This window comes from Maritalea mediterranea, assembly GCF_021568695.1.
GTDB classification, from domain to species: domain Bacteria; phylum Pseudomonadota; class Alphaproteobacteria; order Rhizobiales; family Devosiaceae; genus Maritalea; species Maritalea mediterranea.
Genome location: NZ_JAKGTI010000001.1, coordinates 1,227,115 through 1,245,476, shown reverse-complemented (window position 1 = coordinate 1,245,476; position 18,362 = coordinate 1,227,115). Strand labels below are relative to the sequence as shown.

The window sequence follows — 18,362 nt, the reverse complement described above, 5'->3', positions numbered from 1 at the left end:
CAATGACGATGTGTTACGTGTTGAAATCAAATCTAGAGCAAAGGGTTCAAATGCGCAATGGTGAAAGATATTCGGATTTTGCAGGAAAACTTAACTTTTTGAAGAAGAATATATTCTAAAATCTTGATGTAATATAATTTATTTCAAACCTTGCGCGTCGTCCAATTTAGTTGGTGATCACATGTTTAAAAGACTATTAGAGACCATCCGATCAGAAAAAGAGCTCTCAGCGACCATTCGGGCGCAGCTTGTTGATGGGCTGTTTCATCCCTTTGCCTCGTTAATTTCAGGGGCTGTCGCTGGGCTGTTTATTGCCGCCGTATTGTCCTTCACTGCAAATGATCAACTGGTTGTGAACCTCGCCTATGCGGTGGTGCTGATTGCCCTCGGACGAATTGCGCTGGGCGTTTATTATTTGCGGTCGGGGCAGCCGGTAACCCCTCACAATGTTAATCAATGGGAATGGGCCTATGCCATTGGTGGTACTGCCTTTTCGCTTTGTTTGGGCATGGTAACTTTGTTCGCAGTGTTGCGTGTTGATAATGGCGCGATCCACTTGATGCTGACCACCACGACGGCAGCCTATGCTGCTTCCATCGCGGGCCGCAATGCCAGCCGCCCCTGGGTGGCGCTCGGGCAGCTCTACTTTGCATCTGTCCCAATGGGGCTGGGTCTGATTCTGCATGAAACCCTGTTCTACGAAGTGGTTGGCGCGGCGCTACTCATCTTCATGTTTGGCATGACAGATATCACCCTGGCCGTGCGCAAAACAATTATCAACGCATTGGAAACACGAGAAAAAAATAAAGAGCTTGCCGATTCATTCGAACAGCAGGCCAATCTGTTTGATGGCGCGCTTAAAAACATGTCGCATGGGCTTTGCATGTTTGATCGCGACAATAAGCTGTTGGTGTGGAACCCGATTCTTTGTGACATTTTGCGTTGCCCACCCGAAAGGCTGCATAAAGGCGAATCTTTCCAAGAAGTGCTCGAGCTCATCCATCCTGCAGATCGCGATCATTTCGTATTTGATGGCGATCTTGATAAGGACCGGGCGAAGGCCAATTTTGAACACACCATCCAGTTGGAAGACGGCCGCTATGTCGACGTCTCATCACGGCAGACCTCCACAGGCAACAGGGTGCTGGTATTCGCCGACGTGACAGAACAAAAGGAAGCCGAAGCCCAAATTCGGCACTTGGCATTGGTTGACCAGTTGACCGGCTTGATGAACCGGACCTCCCTGCAAACCAGTTTTCGCAACTTGCTGAAAAATAACCACTCTGATCAAGAGATCGCTGTTTATTTTATTGACCTGGACCACTTTAAAAATGTGAACGACACGCTCGGTCATCCAGTCGGTGATGATTTGTTGCAACAAGTGGCCAAGCGCATCTGCGATGTTTGCCTTGACGAATGCGAAGTGGGCCGAATGGCCGGGGACGAGTTTTTGGTGATGCAAAAACTGACGCCTCATGCGCGGACGCCAGAGATTTTGTCGAGCCAGATCATAGAAGCACTGAAGCAGCCCTTCAATGTGGCCTCGCACTATGTGCGCATCGGCGCCTCCATCGGGATTGCGATCTCTCCAAAGGATGGTGAGGATGCGGCGCTGCTGCTCAAACGGGCCGACATGGCGCTTTATGCCGCGAAGAATATGGGGCGAAATCGATATGAGTTTTTTGAGCAAAAGATGGATCAAAAAGCTCAGCAAGATCGCGCCTTGGAGCTCGACATCAAATATGCGCTGGAAGAAAATCAGTTCCGCTTGGCCTTCCAGCCCATTGTGGATGCGAATACCTTGGAAATCTCAGCGTTTGAAACACTGATACGCTGGACCCACGAAAAACGGGGGCGCGTTGCCCCTTCTGTATTTATTCAGGTGGCCGAACAGACCGGACAAATCATCGACATTGGCCGTTGGGTTCTGAGTGAGGCGATCAAATGCGCTTCCAAATGGCCAACGGATACGCCGATCGCCATCAATTTTAGCGCCGTTCAGTTTCAAGACACCGATTTTCCGAAGTATCTGAAATCACAGTTACGGCGCTTCAAGGTTAAGCCGGAACGTGTGTCGCTTGAGATCACAGAAACCGCCTTCTTTCAGGATGAAATGGCTACACTTGATATTTTGCGCCAGTTCCGCGCCATTGGCGTCAATATTTCACTGGACGATTTTGGAACCGGGTTTTCTTCGCTCTCACAGTTGCGCACTTTCCCCTATCACAAGATCAAAATTGACGGATCGTTTGTGCGCGATCTGGAGAGCAACACCAGCTCCAAAGCTGTTGCTACAGCGGTGGCACATATTGGGCAGGCGCTCAATATACGAGTTGTGGCGGAGTGCGTTGAGTCACAAGAGCAAATGGACTATTTGCGCGAAGCTGGCGTAAGCGAGATACAAGGTTTTTATTTGTGCCGACCGCTCAACAATGAAGATACGACCAGCCTGCTGGAAATCGGCAAAGGCAAATTTGATTCAGATTTCCTGAAGCAGGTTAAGACGCGGAGCGAAAACGCCGCGGCGCAATAGACCGCTCTGTATAATTAAAAATCATCATCGCCCGCTACTCAGCAGCGGGCGATGTTTTTTTGGATTGGGCTGCCACTAGCCGATGCATCACCTTCAGTTCCCGGGCCGAAATCCGCATACCGGCGTCCGCCCAAAGGGAAACAACATCGTCCAATTCCTCAAACGGAATTGGGTTGGCACGTTTGGCGGCCTTGCGGTAGGTGCACAAGGCGGCGTGCTTATGCTCATTTTTGGCAATGAAACGTTGCACAGCTCTCAGCCCCTGCCCTTTTTCAGCCAAAATATGAACAACACCCATTTCGTATAGCTCTTCAGCCGTCAGGGTGCGGCCAGTGCGCACCAGTTGCTCTGCTTTAGCAAAGCCAAGTGATCGGCCAAGGAAGGTTAGCGCCCCCATGCCAGGGAAAAGGCCGAACATCTGCTCTGGGAACCCGAACTTTGTGCCCTCTTCAGCGCAAATATAGTCAAACGACAGCAAAGATTCGAAACCGCCGCCCAATGCGTCACCTTGCACCAGCCCCACCGTCAGAACTTCGCTGTCAATACTGCGCCAATTGTTGTGCAAAATCTCAATGCAGGAGCGACCATATTCGTAGAGCCCATCCCGATCCTGATTATCAATACATTGGGAGAAATAGTTCAGATCGCCCCCCAAGCAGAAAAAATCCGGATGTCGCGAGCCGAGCACGACAAATTTGAAGTGCTCGCCCATTTCCTCTTTCAACGCTCGAATATTGCGATGCCACCCATGAAAATCGTCTAGCAGAGCGGGGTTATAGGCCGCCCGCCCCTCAAAATTCATAAAGCTCCACAAGGTGCTGTGGGAAATATCAAATGCATTGTCCAATTGCCCGAGTTCGGGCCAGAACTGGCTTGACAGAGTCGTCGATGCTGACTGACGCGGTGCCAGCACCATTTGTTCATTTTGGGGATTTTGATTGGCCACAAAGTTTGAACTTTGCAGGCTTAAAACTGCATTATCTGACATGATACTAAATACTAAAACATTTTTAAAATACGCATCCAGTTAACAACAAATTAACGAAAGTTTCAATCAAAATTATTCCTTTGGCAATATGTAACAATTAACCATCACAAAACCAAAACCGTTTCAAAACAATGTGATAAACAAATTTTTTAATGAAAATTTGTAAACTTACCCACAGTTTAATGCCAAAAATGGCATATGTGACGCCCGTTTTATGGGTTGCTGCGCCCTGTCGGCTTTGTCATAAGCAGGATATGAGCAGACCCATTCTTTATAGTTTTCGCCGCTGTCCCTATGCCATGCGCGGCCGGCTCGGCCTGCATGCCGCCGGGATTGAGGTTGAATTGCGCGAAATTCTGTTGCGCGACAAGCCTGACTTGTTTTTGCAAAGATCACCAAAGGGCACCGTGCCTGTGCTGGATTTGGGTGACGAGGTTATCGAGGAAAGTCACGACATCCTGCAATGGGCGCTGGCGCAGCATGACCCCGAAAATTTACAGCATGGCGGCCAGGATCTGCCGCAGATGCATGCGTTGATCGCGCAGTTAGATCGGGAGTTTAAGCCATTGTTGGACCGCTATAAATATCCAAGCCGATACGAGCTGGACAGCGGTGAACCAGCGCGAAATGATGCGTTGCCGTTCCTTGATATGCTCGACGCACGCTTGCGCGATGGCGGGTTTTTGTTCCATGGCCGGATCAGCGTTGCCGATCTGGGCATTTGGCCGTTTATCCGGCAATTTGCCCATGTGGATCGCAACTGGTTCTGGGCGCAGGACCGTCCGCATTTGATCGCCTGGCTCGATTATTTTTGGGACAGCGCGCGGTTTGAGGCCATCATGCCTAAATTTTCGCCGTGGCAACCCGGCGATGAACCGGTCATTTTTCCTACAAAATAGCGGTGAAAGAGCACGCCATTGCTTGATAAAGCAATTTGGCCTCGCTAATGCTATGGCATCAACGTCAAAAGGAACATGATCTTGGCCCCACATCCACAATTGCCTGCCGAATTGGCTTATCCGCTTGTGCGGCGCGCCGTGGACGATGCGCTTTTGGAAGATCTCGGCCAAGCAGGCGACCTGACCAGCCAGGCCACCCTGCCGCCCAGCGCAACGGCCCGGGCGGTGATGAATGTGCGACAGCATGGGGTGATCAGCGGTTTGGCGCTGGCAGAAGCCGCGTTCGCGCAGATCGGCGCGGGGTTGCAGTTTGTGGCCCATGTGGCCGATGGCGACGTGGTCGCACCCGGTCAAGACATCGCGACAATCAGCGGCAATGCAAGATTGCTTATGTCAGCTGAGCGGGTTGCCTTGAATTTTTTGTGCCATTTGAGCGGCATTGCCACTTTTACCAAGCGGTTTGTGGACGAGATTGACGGCACCGGCGCCAAAATCTGCTGCACCCGCAAAACCACGCCTGGCCTGCGCGCTTTTGAAAAATATGCGGTTAAATGTGGTGGCGGGTCGAACCATCGGTTTGGACTGGATGACGCGATCCTGATTAAAGACAATCATATTGCTGTGGCGGGCGGGGTAAAGCAGGCCGTTCTGGCGGCCAAGGCGTTTGCGGGTCATCTCACCTCCATTGAAGTGGAAGTGGACACGCTGGACCAATTTGGAGAGGCGCTCGATGCGGGGGCAACCGCTGTGTTGCTGGACAATATGACCCCAAAACAGTTGCGCGAAGCTGTGCATCGGGCCAAGGGGGCGGCGCGGCTGGAAGCGTCTGGCGGAATTAATCTTGAGAGCGTGCGCAAAGTTGCCGAAACGGGCGTGGAGTTCATTTCTACCAGCCAGATCACCATGGCGGCCACCCCGCTCGATATCGGCCTCGATATAAATATCCAGGAATAGTCTGCCCCATGCCCACATTTAGCGCCCTCGCCCAACAGATGCTGGAGGCTGCCCTGGCCGCGAGCCAAACCATTCTGGCGCATTATCAAAGCCATATCACAGTGGCGCGCAAGGAGGATGGATCTCCCGTCACCGCCGCCGATGCGGCAGGTGAAGCTGTGATCATCGAAAGGCTGCGTGGTCTCAATATTCCGGTGTTGGGCGAAGAAAGCGTTGCAGCGGGCAAGATACCCACATTGGGTGAGCGATTTTTTGTTGTTGACCCCCTGGACGGCACCAAAGAATTTATCAAGCGCAATGGGGAATTCACGGTGAATATTGCGCTGGTGGAGGATCACATCCCCACCCATGGGGTGATCATCGCGCCAGCGATGAACACCGCCTATTATGGTGGGCCGGAGGGTGCCTTCAAGTCCATCATCGTGGACGCCCAGTTCGGGCAATGGACCCCCATCGCCACCGATCCGCAAATGGGGTGTAAAATTGTGGCCAGCCGCTCCCATGCACACGGGGCGATCAAGTATTTTCTGGATGAAGCAGGCCCGTGCGAGGATGTGTCTGTCGGCTCATCGCTCAAGTTCTGCCTGGTGGCCGAAGGGGCCGCCCTTCACTATCCACGCTTCACCCCCACCTGCGAGTGGGATATTGCGGCAGGACATGCCATTTTGGCACAGGCGGGCGGCGCGCTGATCGAAGCAAATGGTGGTCCCATGCGCTATGGCAAAACGGAGGTCGATTTTCTCAACCCCTATTTCGCCGCTGCCGCCTCCCCTGCCCATGCGCAAGAATGTGCCTCAATTATGCGCCAGGCGCTTGAAAAGGCGCGCTAAGCTCCCATTTACCTACCTAGCTAATCCAATTGCAACATAACGGCGTTACGCTGATATGTGATGGAGGTGGCCTTTACCTTTTGTTGCCCTTTTACAAAAAAGTGATGACCACGGACTTGTCATTATAATTTTCCGTCATATATAGAGTTGATATATATCGGTCATATATAAGGCGCTACTTATAATGAATGTAAAAACCATCTGTCTCGCCATTCTGACTCAAGGCGAAACCACCGGATATGACATTCGCAAACGCTCCACTGAGGGCGATTATGCCTATTTCATGGAGGCCAGCTTTGGCTCCATCTATCCCGCTTTGTCCAAACTGGAAGAAGAAGGATATGTCACCAGCCGCACGGTGGCGCAGGAAGGCAAACCCTCCAAACGGGTTTACCAGATCACCGAAACCGGGCGCACCTTCTTTATCAACTCCCTTTATGACGAGCTGAACGACGATGTGTTCCGCTCGGAGTTTCTGCTGTTTTTGCGGTTTGTGGAAGATTTACCCAAATCGCTGGTGGAGAAACGGGTGAATGAGCGGATCGCCAAGTGCGACGATGCCATAGAGAACATCAAAAAACTGGAGAAGGAATTTACGAAACCCTCCGAGCTCTGGGTGTTGAAATTCGGGCAGCACTGTATGCGTGGCGCCCGCCAATATTTAATCGATCATAAACATGAGATTATCGCGCTGGCACAGGACGAAAATGTGCCCAAACGCGCGGCCGAATAGGGACAAGATTTATGCGTTTTCTACTGTCATATGGCGTTGCCTTTTTGCTGTTGGTTGGCATTGGCGGCTGGATGGCCTCGGGTTACATCGTGCAAGGAGGCCAAGGGCCCGGAAATGGCGAAACGCAAGTGCTCGACGCTGTTGACTTACCCGGCGCCGACAAAGCCAAGGATTTGATGACCGAATTCGGCTTGATTGAGAGTGAAGAAGAGGCGAATGCCGCCGCTGCAGACGCGCAGGCAGAGGCAGAAGCCGAACAAGCTGCTGCCGATGAACTTCAATCTGTGCGCACGCGCACCTTCACCGTTGAGGCGCTGCCGCTTGAGGTGACGTTGCGCGGCAACACCAAGGCCAAGGCAACCGTTTCCATTCGCGCAGAAACAACCGGCATTTTGGAAAAACGCCATGTTGAAAAAGGCGATGTGGTGGAGGCAGGCGAACTGCTGTGCACATTGGATGCAGGCACCCGCGAAGCGCGCTTGGCGCAAGCTGAAGCAAGGTACCAGCAAGCATTGGCCGATTTCGAGACCAACAAGAAGCTGCGAGAAAAAGAGTTGGCGCCGACCAACACCGCAGCCGCTTTTGAATCCAGCTTGAAGGCCGCAAAAGCGCAATTGGATGAAGCAAAGGCTGAACTGGAACGCACAGAAATTTATGCGGAAGCTGGCGGCATTGTACAAGACCCGATGGCACAGCCAGGCGATATGCTTTCGGCTGGCGGGACGTGCGTTACCCTTGTGCAATTGAACCCGCTTGTTTTCGTGGGCGACGTGGCGGAGAGCCGAATTGACGCGGTGCGCATCGGCTTGCCGGTGACCGTGAAAACAGTGACAGGTCGTGAAGTTGAAGGCAAAGTGTCCTATATCAGCCCCACCGCAAACACCGCCACCCGCGCCTTTCCGGTTGAAGTGGAGTTGCCAAACCCGAACAACGATATTCGTGCCGGGTTGACGGCAGAAGCCAGCGCAGTGCTCGGCTCAGTGCCCGCGCATTTGGTGCCCCAGTCTGTACTCACATTGGATAATGACGGCACCCTGGGCGTACGCGTTGTTGAAACAGGTGACAAGGTTGCGTTCTACCCCGTGCAAATTGTGCGGGATAGCCAAAGCGGTATCTGGGTGACCGGACTGCCCGAACGCGTTGATATTATTACCGTTGGACAAGAATATGTGGTCGCGGGCCAACAGGTCGTGGCTGACAATGTAAGCGAAGAGACAACATCATGATTGGTGCCCTCGAAAACATACTCCGCCGCCCTAAGACTGTCATCGTTGTGATGCTGGTGATGCTTTTGGCAGGCGTGTCGGCCTATATCAACCTGCCTAAGGAAAGCCAGCCCGATGTGGATGTGCCTTACCTTTATGTGTCGGTATCTCAAACCGGGGTTTCCCCTTCTGATGCGGAACGATTGCTGGCCCGTCCGCTGGAGACAGAGCTGCGCAATCTGGATGGGCTGAAGTCGATCTCTTCCACTTCAAGCACAGGCCATGCCTCTGTGTTCCTCGAGTTTGACATCAACTTCGACAAAGACCAGGCGCTGACAGACACCCGCGAAAAGGTGGACATGGCCAAGTCGCAACTGCCTGACGATGCCAACGAACCCACCATCCACGAAATCTCGGCCAATGGCTTTGCCACCATCACGGTGGCGCTCTCCGGCGACGTGCCGGAGCGCACCTTGCTGCGCGTGGCGCAGGACCTGCAAGAAGACCTTGAAGGCATCGGCACCGTCCGCGATGTGAACATGGCGGGCAACCGCGAGGAAGTGCTCGACATCGTTGTGGATTTGTTGAAGCTGGAAAGCTACAATTTGACCACCAACCAATTGTTCGACGCTTTGGCGCGGAACAATCTGGTTGTGCCCGCGGGCACGTTGGACACAGGTCAAGGCAAGTTTGCACTTGAAGTGCCGGGCCTTATCGAAGAGGCAAGCGACGTGTTTAACCTGCCGCTGAAAACAGACGGCAGCACCATTGTCACCTTTGGCGATGTCGCCACCATTCAGCGTACCTTTAAAGACGCAACTGACTTTACTCGCGTAAATGGCGAACCCGCCATCATTTTGGAAGTGAATAAACGTCTCGGCGCTAACATCATCGACACATCCGACAATGTGCGCAAAGTGGTGGAAGCGGCAAAGGCCGATTGGCCGACCACCATTCACGCCTCCTATATGTTGGATCAGGCTAAATTCTCCAAAACCATGCTGGACTCACTGCAATCGGCGGTTTTGACTGCGATTGCCCTGGTGATGATCGTGACCATCGCCATGTTGGGCATTCGCCCGGCCATTATGGTGGGCATTGCCATTCCAACAAGCTTTATGATGGCGTTCTTCTTCCTGCAATTGCTGGGATACACCGTGAACATGATGATCATGTTTGGTCTGGTGCTGACCGTGGGCATGCTGGTGGACGGCGCAATCGTGATTGTGGAATATGCCGACCGCAAAATCTCTGAAGGCATGGAGCGGCGGGAAGCGTTTATTCGCGCTGCAAAGCTGATGTTTTGGCCGATTGTCTCCTCCACGGCGACCACGTTGGCGGCTTTTACGCCCATGTTGTTGTGGCCCGGTATCATCGGTAAATTCATGAGCTATCTGCCGATCATGGTGATCATTACGTTGATTTCATCCTTGATCACAGCCATGATCTTCTTACCTGTGATTGGCGGCCTGGTGGCGCGCAAGCGGGTGAGCCAGAAAGAAATGGATGCGGCGAAGTCACTCTCCGTTCACAACCATTTCGACCCCAAAAAGGTGCCCGGCTTCACCGGCGGATATGTTCGGTTCTTGAATGCCATTATCCGCCGCCCACTGATCGTCATGATCGTGGGGTTGGGCATTATTGGTGGCATATTTTATCAGTTCTCCAATAATCCCACGGGCGTTGAGGCATTCCCCTCGATTGAACCTGAATATGCAACCGTGGCGATCACAGGGCGCGGCAACTATTCACCAGTGGAAATTCGCGACCTGTTGATTGAGGTTGAACAGCGTGTGCTCAAAGTTGACGGCATTGAAGATGCTGTATTGAACTTTGGCTCCACCGGTGCTGTGACGTCTACGCCACCAGACACGATCGGCAATTTGCAGCTTGAGTTTGAGCCGTTCCGCGATCGCCGATACGCCAAAGAGATCTTTGCCGACATTCGCGAAAATGTGGCAGACATTTCTGGCCTTGGCGTTGAATTGCTGGAGGCCGAAGAAGGGCCGCCGACAGGTAAAGACGTCAATATGCGGGTTGTGGCGCAAAGCTATGATGAGCTGGCGCCGGTTGTGGCTGAAATTCGTCAGTTCATCGAAAATGACCTTGGCAATATGATCGAGGTTGAGGATGGGCGCCCCCTCCCCGGCATCGATTGGGAAATCAAGGTTGATCGTGAAAAGGCCGCCTTGTTTGGTTTGGGTGTGCGCGAACTCTCGCCTTATGTGCAGCTGGTCACGTCCGGTGTAACCATTGGCAGCTATCGCCCCGACGATGCTAAAGATGAGTTGGACATTCAGGTGCGTTTGCCTGAGGACCAACGCAGCTTTGATGCTCTTGATAGTTTGCGTGTAATCACCAACCAGGGTTTGGTGCCGGTATCAAACTTCATCGAGCGCCAAGCGGTGCCGAAGGTGGCAAACATTGAACGCCGCAACGAGAAATATACAATGAGCGTGCGGGCCAATGTTGCACCAGCTGAAAATGAAGATGGCAGCCCAGTAACGGCAGCTCAAAAGGTAGACGAACTTAAAGAATGGATTGGCGCGCAGACCTGGCCATCAACCGTTGACTTTGAGTTTGCGGGTGCTGACGAACAGACCCAAGAAACCAATGCCTTTATGATGCAGGCCGGTCTGGGTGCAATGTTCCTCATGTTCCTGATATTGCTCACCCAGTTTAACAGCTTTTATCAGGTGTTTATTACGCTCTCTACCGTTGTTATGTCGGTCGCAGGCGTACTGCTGGGCATGATGATCACGGGCCAAGCCTTCTCGGCCATTATGACCGGCGTCGGCATTGTATCGCTGGCGGGGATTGTGGTGAACAACTCGATTGTGTTGATCGACACTTATAACCGCTTCCGGCGGGAAGATGGGGTTGATCCAGTGACTGCCTCGCTGATGACCGCGTCACAACGGTTGCGCCCAGTTATGCTAACCACGATCACCACTGTATTTGGCTTGATCCCCATGGCCATGGGCCTCTCCATCGACTTTTTCGCCCGCGAAATTGTGATTGGTGACCCCTCTGGTGCCTGGTGGATTCAATTGGCGACAGCGGTGATTGCCGGGTTGAGCTTCTCTACCCTGCTTACGCTGGTCATGGTGCCGGTAATGATTTCAGCCCCTGCCGTGTGGAAAGACTTCTTCGTCTGGGCCTGGCAGTTCATTCGCCCGGTGGTGATGTTTGTCACAGCTCCAGTGCGGTGGGTCTTTGGCCGCAAATCTGAGGCGACTGCCGAAACGCCCGCCCAAACTGAAGATGGTGCGGCGGAAGCGCCTGCTGAGGAAGATGTGCCAGAAGATCAAGTAGCGGCGCAACAAGAAGCAACGCCGCAAGATCAGCCCAGTGATGCAAAAATCCCCGGCCATGCGGATAGCGCTAAGCAATATATCCGCACCCCGGTGGAAGGCACACTGCTGGCAGAAGAAAAGAATGGCGTGACCATCGTGTCTCGCCCGACCCCGGAAGCGGCTGAATAGGTTTTCAGCCCTATCAACCTCCAAAGTGAAACGGCCCCTCGCGGGGCCGTTTTTTTGTGCGTTAAATTTGGGGTGACCTGCTTGACTTACTCAGCAGGCTCTTCATCCTTCTTCACCGTGATAAAGCCTTCGCTGCCGGCGCTTTCGCGGGCGCGGCGGAGGCGTTCGCCGGCTTCGTCCACTTCGCGCTGACGGTTCCACATTTGGGCGTAGAGGCCGTCTTGCGCCAAGAGATTTTCGTGGTTGCCGCGCTCGGCGATTTTGCCATCGCGCAGCACGATGATCTCGTCGGCATTGACAACGGTGGACAGACGGTGGGCGATGACCAGCGTGGTGCGCCCCTGCGAAACGGCATCCAGCGCGGACTGGATTTCCTGCTCGGTTTGGGTGTCGAGCGCCGAAGTCGCCTCATCAAGGATGAGGATGGGCGGGCTTTTCAGGATGGTGCGGGCGATGGCCACGCGTTGCTTCTCACCGCCGGACAGTTTGAGGCCCCGTTCGCCCACCTGGGTGTTGTAGCCATCAGGCAGGCCTTCAATAAAGTCTGCAATTTGCGCCAGTTGTGCAGCTTCACGCACCTCGTTTTCAGTTGCGTCAGGGCGGCCATAACGGATGTTATATTCGATGGAATCGTTAAACAGCACTGTGTCTTGCGGCACCATGCCTACGGCAGCACGGAGCGATTTCTGGGTCACGTCGCGCACATCTTGCCCGTCAATCTCCACGCTGCCTTCGATGACATCATAGAAGCGATAGATCAGGCGGGAGATGGTGGATTTACCCGCACCGGAGGGGCCCACCACGGCGATGGTTTTGCCCGCTGGCACTTCAAAGCTGATGCCTTTGAGGATTTCCCGGTCTGCATCATAGTGGAACTTCACATCGTTGAATGTGAGCACCGGGCCCTCCACCTTAAGCGGTTTGGCATCGGGCTTGTCTTCGATCTCAGCGTCCTGATCCAGCAGGTGGAACATGTTTTCGATGTCAGTGAGGCCCTGACGGATTTCGCGATAAACAAAGCCGATAAAGTTGAGGGGTCGATAAATCTGCATCATATACATATTGATCAGCACAAAATCGCCAACGCTCAGATCGCCAGACATCACGCCGGTGACGGACATGATGGAAATCACGATCATGCCGACCCAGAAAATGACCGCCTGACCGAAGTTTAAGAAGCCAAGCGACGTCCACATGCGGGTGGCGGCGCGTTCATAGGTGGCCATTGCCCCGTCAAACCGGCGTGCTTCCATTTCTTCATTGCCGAAATATTTGACAGTTTCAAAATTCAGCAGGCTATCGATCGCCTTGGAATTGGCGTCCGTATCACTGTCATTCATGGCGCGGCGAATGCCGATCCGCCAGTTGGAGGCCTTGATGGTAAAGTAGAGATAGCCCCAAATGGTGATCACCAGCACCGCCAGATAGCTAAAGCCAAAAGCCAGCGTGAAAATGGTGGAGATGATCAAGAACTGCACCAGGGTTGGCGCGGTGTTGAGCATGGTGAAACGCACAATGGTTTCAATGCCTTTGGTGCCCCGTTCAATCACCCGCGAGAGGCCGCCGGTGCGGCGCTGCAAGTGATAACGCAGGCTAAGGGCGTGCAAATGGTTAAAGGTGCGATGGGCCAATTGGCGCACGGCATGTTGCCCCACACGAGCAAACAGCACGTCGCGAAGCTGCATAAAGCCGCTTTCAAGGATCGAGCCGATACCATAGCCGATCACCAGAATGATGGGCAGGGACAGGCCGATCCACATGGCGGTTTCCATGCCATCGGGCTGGCCCAGAATATCCACAACGCCTTTATATGCGAGCGGCACCAGCGCCTCGGCCCCTTTGGCGGCCAAAAGGGCCACAATGGCGAGCACAACGCGCATTTTGAGTTCGGGACGATCGCTGGGCCACATATAGGGCCAGAGATTTTTCACCGTCGTGATGACATCGCCTTCTTCGGCGCTGACGGTTTGTTTCTTGTTTTGATCGGCTTGATTATCTGCCATTAGCTCGGGGTACTCGCTTTTTGCTTTTGGGTGGCGGTGCGATGGTCGGACAGGATCTGATCAATCCCGGCCTTCAACTGCTCGAAGGGCTCGACACAGATGGAATAGCAATTCTTAGTGCCCTGCCCTTTTCGTTCGATCAAGCCCGCTTCCAAAAGCACTTTGAGGTGCTGGGACACCGTGGATTGGGCCAGATCGATGCAGGTGGTGACATCGCCGCAACACGGGGTTTTTTGCTGCGTTAGATAGCGCAGAATTGCAACGCGGGCCGGATGGCCCAGCGCGCGGGTGAGTTTTGCCAGTTCTTCATCGCGTGGATCCGAACGCATGGATATACTCCATTTACAAAGGAATTGGGCTCAACGGCAAAAAAGTCGCACAGGACTACCCGCGCGTCAGCGGGGCCAAACAGAAAACCCTTTATCGTATTTTTACGATAAAGGGTTTAGTTTGAAACTGCAAGCTGCAATTTATTTATTGATGTCCTGATCTATTGGCAGATCGAACACTTGGCCAGGATAGATCAAATGTGGATTGTTGATCTCATTGGCGTTGGCTTCGTAAATCGTGGTGTATTTTATACCCCGACCATAAACACGCCGGGCAATGGTCCACAAATTGTCGCCCTTGCGAATAATCGCCTTGCCAGAGACAAACCGTCCTTCCACATCATCGACAGGCACCGCAGTGATGGTGGGGATTTCAGCGTCGGCAGATTCGGTTTCGCCGGTCTCAGCATCTTGGGCGGGTTCTGCATCGGCTGTCGACGGCAGGGTGTCCTCGGCGCTGGCCTCGACACCATTGTCGGCATCCATATCAGCCTCAGCCATTTCCGTGGTGGCCTGATCGGTCGCTGCGTCAGTTTCCGCCATATCCGCGTCCGTCGTCACCTCAGCTTCTGCTTTTGCCATCTCGTCTGCCATTGGGGTCGCCGTCCCCTCAGCTTCAGATGCGGTTGCGCTGTCTGCTGCTTCTGCTACATCCATCTCAATAGCGCTCTCTGCCTCGGTTGACGCGGTGCTGTTGTCGGCTTTGGTCTCAGCAGTATCGGCTTCCGCCATTTGTGTTGCCGCTTCGTCAGTGACCTCTGATATTTCGGTCATCTCTTCACTTGGGGCATCGGCAGTGGCCATGTCTACAGTGGCCGTGGCGTCAGCTTCCGTCGTGGGCGCCTCAGCGACCTGGGCGGTGGCGGGTGCCTCGGCGTTGACAGGTGCCTCCGTCACTTCAGCAACTTCAGTTTCGCTGGGCGTTGCTTGAGGATCATCCGTGGCGCTAGTGTCCATATCCGCCTCGGCAGTTTCCATCGTCGCTTCGCTGGTTTCCGCATCAGCCTCTGCCGTGGCCGCTGTTTCCGCAGCAGTCTCGTCTGTTGATGTGGTCTCTTCGGTGGCTTCTGTCGCCTCTTCCGCGTCAGCAGTGGCGATGCGCTCTACCACGAAATTCACCTCGGCCCGAGCCAATACGCTGGCAGTGTTCGGGTCAATCAGATCTGCCCGCACCCGCTGGCTTGGCTCGGTAAGCACTTGCTCTTCCGTTTCCACCAACCAGCGCCCATCCTGTACGGTGGCATCGGCGACATATTCATTATCGACATACAATCGGACAATGCCGCCTTCAGGTCCACCGCCCGCGATAAAGTTTTGCTGCCCATCGATCTCGATGGCATCAATTGTGGGCTGCACGAACGCTTCGATGGCTTCCAACACTTCGGTGGCTTCATCGACGATTTCGGCTGGTTCACCTTCGGCGCTCACACTGCTTTCGTTGCTATCCAGCGCGGCCACTTCCATGTCTTCGCTGGTGGCATCCTGTGCCGTTTCACTTGGAGCAGCGTCCGCGGTTTGCGCGTCTGTTTCAACCGGCGCGTCCGCTGCTGTTTCAGCAGCAGCTTGTTCGTCGGTATTGGCCTCCGCGGTCATCTCCGCCTCAGCCACTTGCATCTCGGCGGTGTTTTCAGAGTCATTTGAATCACTTGCGGTCGCTTCTTCAGCAGAAGAGTCAGCCACTTCAACTTCTGATTCAACTTGCGTTTCCTCACCTGATGCGGCTGGCTCAGTCGGCGACTGGTCAGGTGTTTCGGCCTCTGAGGGTTGCTCGGACAAGGCCACGTCAGTTTCCTCTGCCGTAGATTTTGTCGCATCCGCATCGGTAGCGGGCTGTGTCATCTCCTCAGAGGTTCCGGCGTTGCTGGCGTCAGCTACCACCATTTCCTCGTCTGATGAGTCGCCGCTGGCCGCATCAGCTTCAGCAGACGCCTCCGCAGCGGTGTCCGCTTCTTCAGATATGTCCGCTTCAGCCACGTCAGTTACGTCGCCCTCTGCCGTTTCGGCGCTTTCCGCTGTTGGGGCGTCCGCCGTTTCAACCGGAGCAGCATCGGCCGTTTCCGCCTCGGCACCAGTGGCTTCGGCTGTCTCGACAGGCTGTTCCGCGACTGCCGCTGGTTCTTCATTCAGGCCTTGAATGATTTCACTTGCTTCGCCAGAAACGGACGCAATGACGATCGGCTCTTTGTTTTTGCTCTCATCGATCAGCACAATTTCTGATTTGGCTGATTTGATGATGCCGCCATCGGGTGTGGCAGACTGCACGGTGATTTCTACGCCACCGGTGGCCAAAGGTTGGGCGGGCACAAAAACCCATTCGCCCGTGCGTTCAGGCGCGGTGGTGCCAACGACTTCGCCATCAATCAGGACGGACACTTCATGGTCCGGATCGGCAGTGCCAACGATCACAACCGAACCATCCGGCGCCGCGCGGGCAATCGTAAAGTCAGGCACGATCTGTTCAACCGCTTCTTGCGTCGCTGTGTCTTGGTCTGCTGGTGTGGCTTCCAGCCGCTCATCAGTGCCGGCGTCAGCTTCTGCCGCTTCGCCCTGCTCATCCGTTTCAGTGGCCACATTTGCGCTTTGCTGCACCGGTGTGCGGTTGGTGATCTGATTGATCACACAACTGACAAAGGGAGCATCCTGCCCGGTACATGCATTGATGGCCGGGGCAGCAACTACGCCCCCTACAATTAAGGTTGTGGCCGCCGCAAAGCCCAGTGCAACATATAGATTAGATTTAGATGCCGTTTCCGCCAGTTTCGCCTCCCCTTAGTCTTGTGAAGATGGCGCCTATACGACCAACTATTCACTCAAGACTCGGTTTTCATAAGTTTATAAGTCACCGATTCATACAGTGCCTCGAAGGATGCATCAATGATATTTGGTGAAACGCCGACGGTAAACCAGCGTTCGCCAGTTTTATCCCGCGATTCAACCAGTACACGGGTGACCGCGCCCGTGCCGCCGTCCAGGATACGCACCTTAAAATCCACCAATTCAAGGTCGTCAATCCGGTCTGAATATTTGCCCAGATCCTTGCGCATGGCCAAATCGAGCGCGTTGACCGGGCCATTGCCTTCAGCAACCGACATCAGCAACTCGCCATCTACTTCAATTTTTACGACAGCTTCGGACATAGTGATGAGTTCGCCATTTGCGTTGTAGCGTCGCTCAACGGAGGTGCGAAAGCTCTCCACCCTGAAATATTCGGGCAATTGGCCAAAGGTGTGGTGGGCGAGCAGGGCAAATGATGCGTCCGCACCGTCATAAGAATATCCACGGGCTTCACGTTCCTTGACCTTGCGCAAAAGCTGATCTAGTCGCGGATCGTCCTTTTTGACCGTCAGGCCCACACGCTCAAGCACAGAGAGCAAGTTGGACTTACCGGCCTGCTGGGAGACCATCACATTCCGCTCATTGCCCACCAGCGCCGGGTCGATATGCTCGTACGATGATGGGTCTTTCAAGATGGCAGAAGCATGGATACCCGCCTTGGTGGCAAAGGCCGACGCGCCGACGTAGGGCGCTTGGCGGGCGGGCGCACGATTCAGCAACTCATCAAATTGGCGTGAAATGGTGGTGAGGCTTTCAAGCTGTTTGGTGCCGACGCCGATTTCAAGTTGGTCACAGAATGGCTTTTTCAGCGCAAATGTAGGGATCAGTGAGATCAGATTGGCGTTGCCGCACCGCTCGCCAATGCCATTCAGCGTGCCTTGCACATGGCGCACCCCGGCCCGCACTGCCGCCAATGTGTTGGCGACGGCCTGTTCCGTGTCATTATGCACATGGATGCCCAGATGGTCACCCGGCACCGCTTGTTTAACCCGCTCGATGATGGTTTCAATCTCGTCTGGCATGGTGCCGCCATTGGTGTCGCACAGCACGACCCAACGCGCACCGGCCCTGAAGGCCGCCTGGGCACAGGAGATGGCGTAATCGGGGTTGGACTTATAGCCATCAAAAAAGTGCTCGCAATCCACGATGCATTCTTTGCCTGCCTCGAGGGTTGCTGCAACGCTGGTCTCAATGGCATCTATATTTTCCGCCTGACTGATGCCCATGGCCAATTCGATCTGCTTGTCCCACGCCTTGGCGACAAAGCAAACGGCCTTGGCAGCGGAATTGAGCAGACCCTGAACGCCGGGGTCGTTGTCTACCGAGCGGCCCGCGCGTTTGGTCATGCCGAAGGCGGTAAAAATAGCATTTTTGGTGCGGTCTTTTTCGAAAAACTCGGTATCGACCACGTTGGCGCCGGGATAGCCGCCCTCAATATAATCAACGCCCAGATCATCCAACAATTTGGTGATGGTAATCTTGTCCTCAACTGAAAACTCGATGCCCGCCGTTTGGGCCCCATCGCGCAAGGTGGTGTCGAAAAGATAAAGGCGTTCTTTGGTCATATT

The 18,362-nt window shown here is 54.1% G+C and carries 12 protein-coding genes; 7 read left to right on the top strand and 5 right to left on the bottom strand.

What is annotated here, in order from left to right; all coding sequences use genetic code 11:
- Positions 1–181: 181 nt before the first annotated feature.
- Positions 182–2,533 (top strand): putative bifunctional diguanylate cyclase/phosphodiesterase, encoded by a 2,352-nt coding sequence (locus tag L1I42_RS06055; protein WP_236113587.1) that lies wholly within the window; start codon positions 182–184, stop codon positions 2,531–2,533.
- Positions 2,534–2,567: 34 nt separating this feature from the next.
- Here the strand turns inward: L1I42_RS06055 and L1I42_RS06050 are convergent, their stop codons facing one another.
- Positions 2,568–3,521, bottom strand: coding sequence for a crotonase/enoyl-CoA hydratase family protein (locus L1I42_RS06050; RefSeq protein ID WP_236113586.1), 954 nt, complete (start codon positions 3,519–3,521; stop codon positions 2,568–2,570).
- A 254-nt stretch (positions 3,522–3,775) separates the two neighbouring features.
- Between L1I42_RS06050 and L1I42_RS06045 the strand changes: the two genes are divergently transcribed.
- The 6 genes from L1I42_RS06045 (at position 3,776) to L1I42_RS06020 (ending at position 11,627) form a co-directional block, all read left to right on the top strand.
- Positions 3,776–4,420, top strand: coding sequence for a glutathione S-transferase (locus tag L1I42_RS06045; RefSeq protein WP_236113585.1), 645 nt, complete (start codon positions 3,776–3,778; stop codon positions 4,418–4,420).
- Positions 4,421–4,498: 78 nt separating this feature from the next.
- The gene (nadC, locus tag L1I42_RS06040; RefSeq protein WP_439651489.1) at positions 4,499–5,374 is read left to right on the top strand and encodes a carboxylating nicotinate-nucleotide diphosphorylase; all 876 of its coding nucleotides are present in this window, start codon (positions 4,499–4,501) and stop codon (positions 5,372–5,374) included.
- A gap of 8 nt (positions 5,375–5,382) precedes the next feature.
- Positions 5,383–6,204: a 3'(2'),5'-bisphosphate nucleotidase CysQ gene (gene cysQ, locus L1I42_RS06035; protein WP_236113583.1), complete on the top strand. Its 822-nt coding sequence runs from the start codon at positions 5,383–5,385 to the stop codon at positions 6,202–6,204.
- A 184-nt stretch (positions 6,205–6,388) separates the two neighbouring features.
- Positions 6,389–6,937, top strand: coding sequence for a PadR family transcriptional regulator (locus tag L1I42_RS06030; RefSeq protein WP_236113582.1), 549 nt, complete (start codon positions 6,389–6,391; stop codon positions 6,935–6,937).
- Positions 6,938–6,948: 11 nt separating this feature from the next.
- A complete protein-coding gene (locus L1I42_RS06025; RefSeq protein ID WP_236113581.1) occupies positions 6,949–8,163 on the top strand; it encodes an efflux RND transporter periplasmic adaptor subunit in 1,215 nt (404 codons plus the stop codon).
- Positions 8,160–11,627, top strand: coding sequence for an efflux RND transporter permease subunit (locus L1I42_RS06020; protein ID WP_236113580.1), 3,468 nt, complete (start codon positions 8,160–8,162; stop codon positions 11,625–11,627). Before L1I42_RS06025 ends, L1I42_RS06020 begins: the two co-directional genes overlap by 4 nt.
- Positions 11,628–11,713: 86 nt before the next feature.
- Here L1I42_RS06020 and L1I42_RS06015 read toward each other — a convergent pair whose 3' ends face one another.
- From L1I42_RS06015 to cimA, 4 genes are all read right to left on the bottom strand, one after another.
- Complete coding sequence (locus L1I42_RS06015; protein WP_236113579.1) at positions 11,714–13,630, bottom strand: ABCB family ABC transporter ATP-binding protein/permease; 1,917 nt, start codon at positions 13,628–13,630, stop codon at positions 11,714–11,716.
- Positions 13,630–13,959, bottom strand: coding sequence for an ArsR/SmtB family transcription factor (locus L1I42_RS06010; RefSeq protein WP_236113578.1), 330 nt, complete (start codon positions 13,957–13,959; stop codon positions 13,630–13,632). The genes L1I42_RS06015 and L1I42_RS06010 overlap by 1 nt, the downstream gene beginning before the upstream one ends.
- Before the next feature lie 141 nt (positions 13,960–14,100).
- The gene (locus L1I42_RS16350) at positions 14,101–16,578 is read right to left on the bottom strand and encodes a LysM peptidoglycan-binding domain-containing protein (protein ID WP_236113577.1); all 2,478 of its coding nucleotides are present in this window, start codon (positions 16,576–16,578) and stop codon (positions 14,101–14,103) included.
- A 191-nt stretch (positions 16,579–16,769) separates the two neighbouring features.
- Positions 16,770–18,359: a citramalate synthase gene (cimA, locus tag L1I42_RS06000; RefSeq protein WP_236113576.1), complete on the bottom strand. Its 1,590-nt coding sequence runs from the start codon at positions 18,357–18,359 to the stop codon at positions 16,770–16,772.
- Between the last annotated feature and the right edge of the window lie 3 nt (positions 18,360–18,362).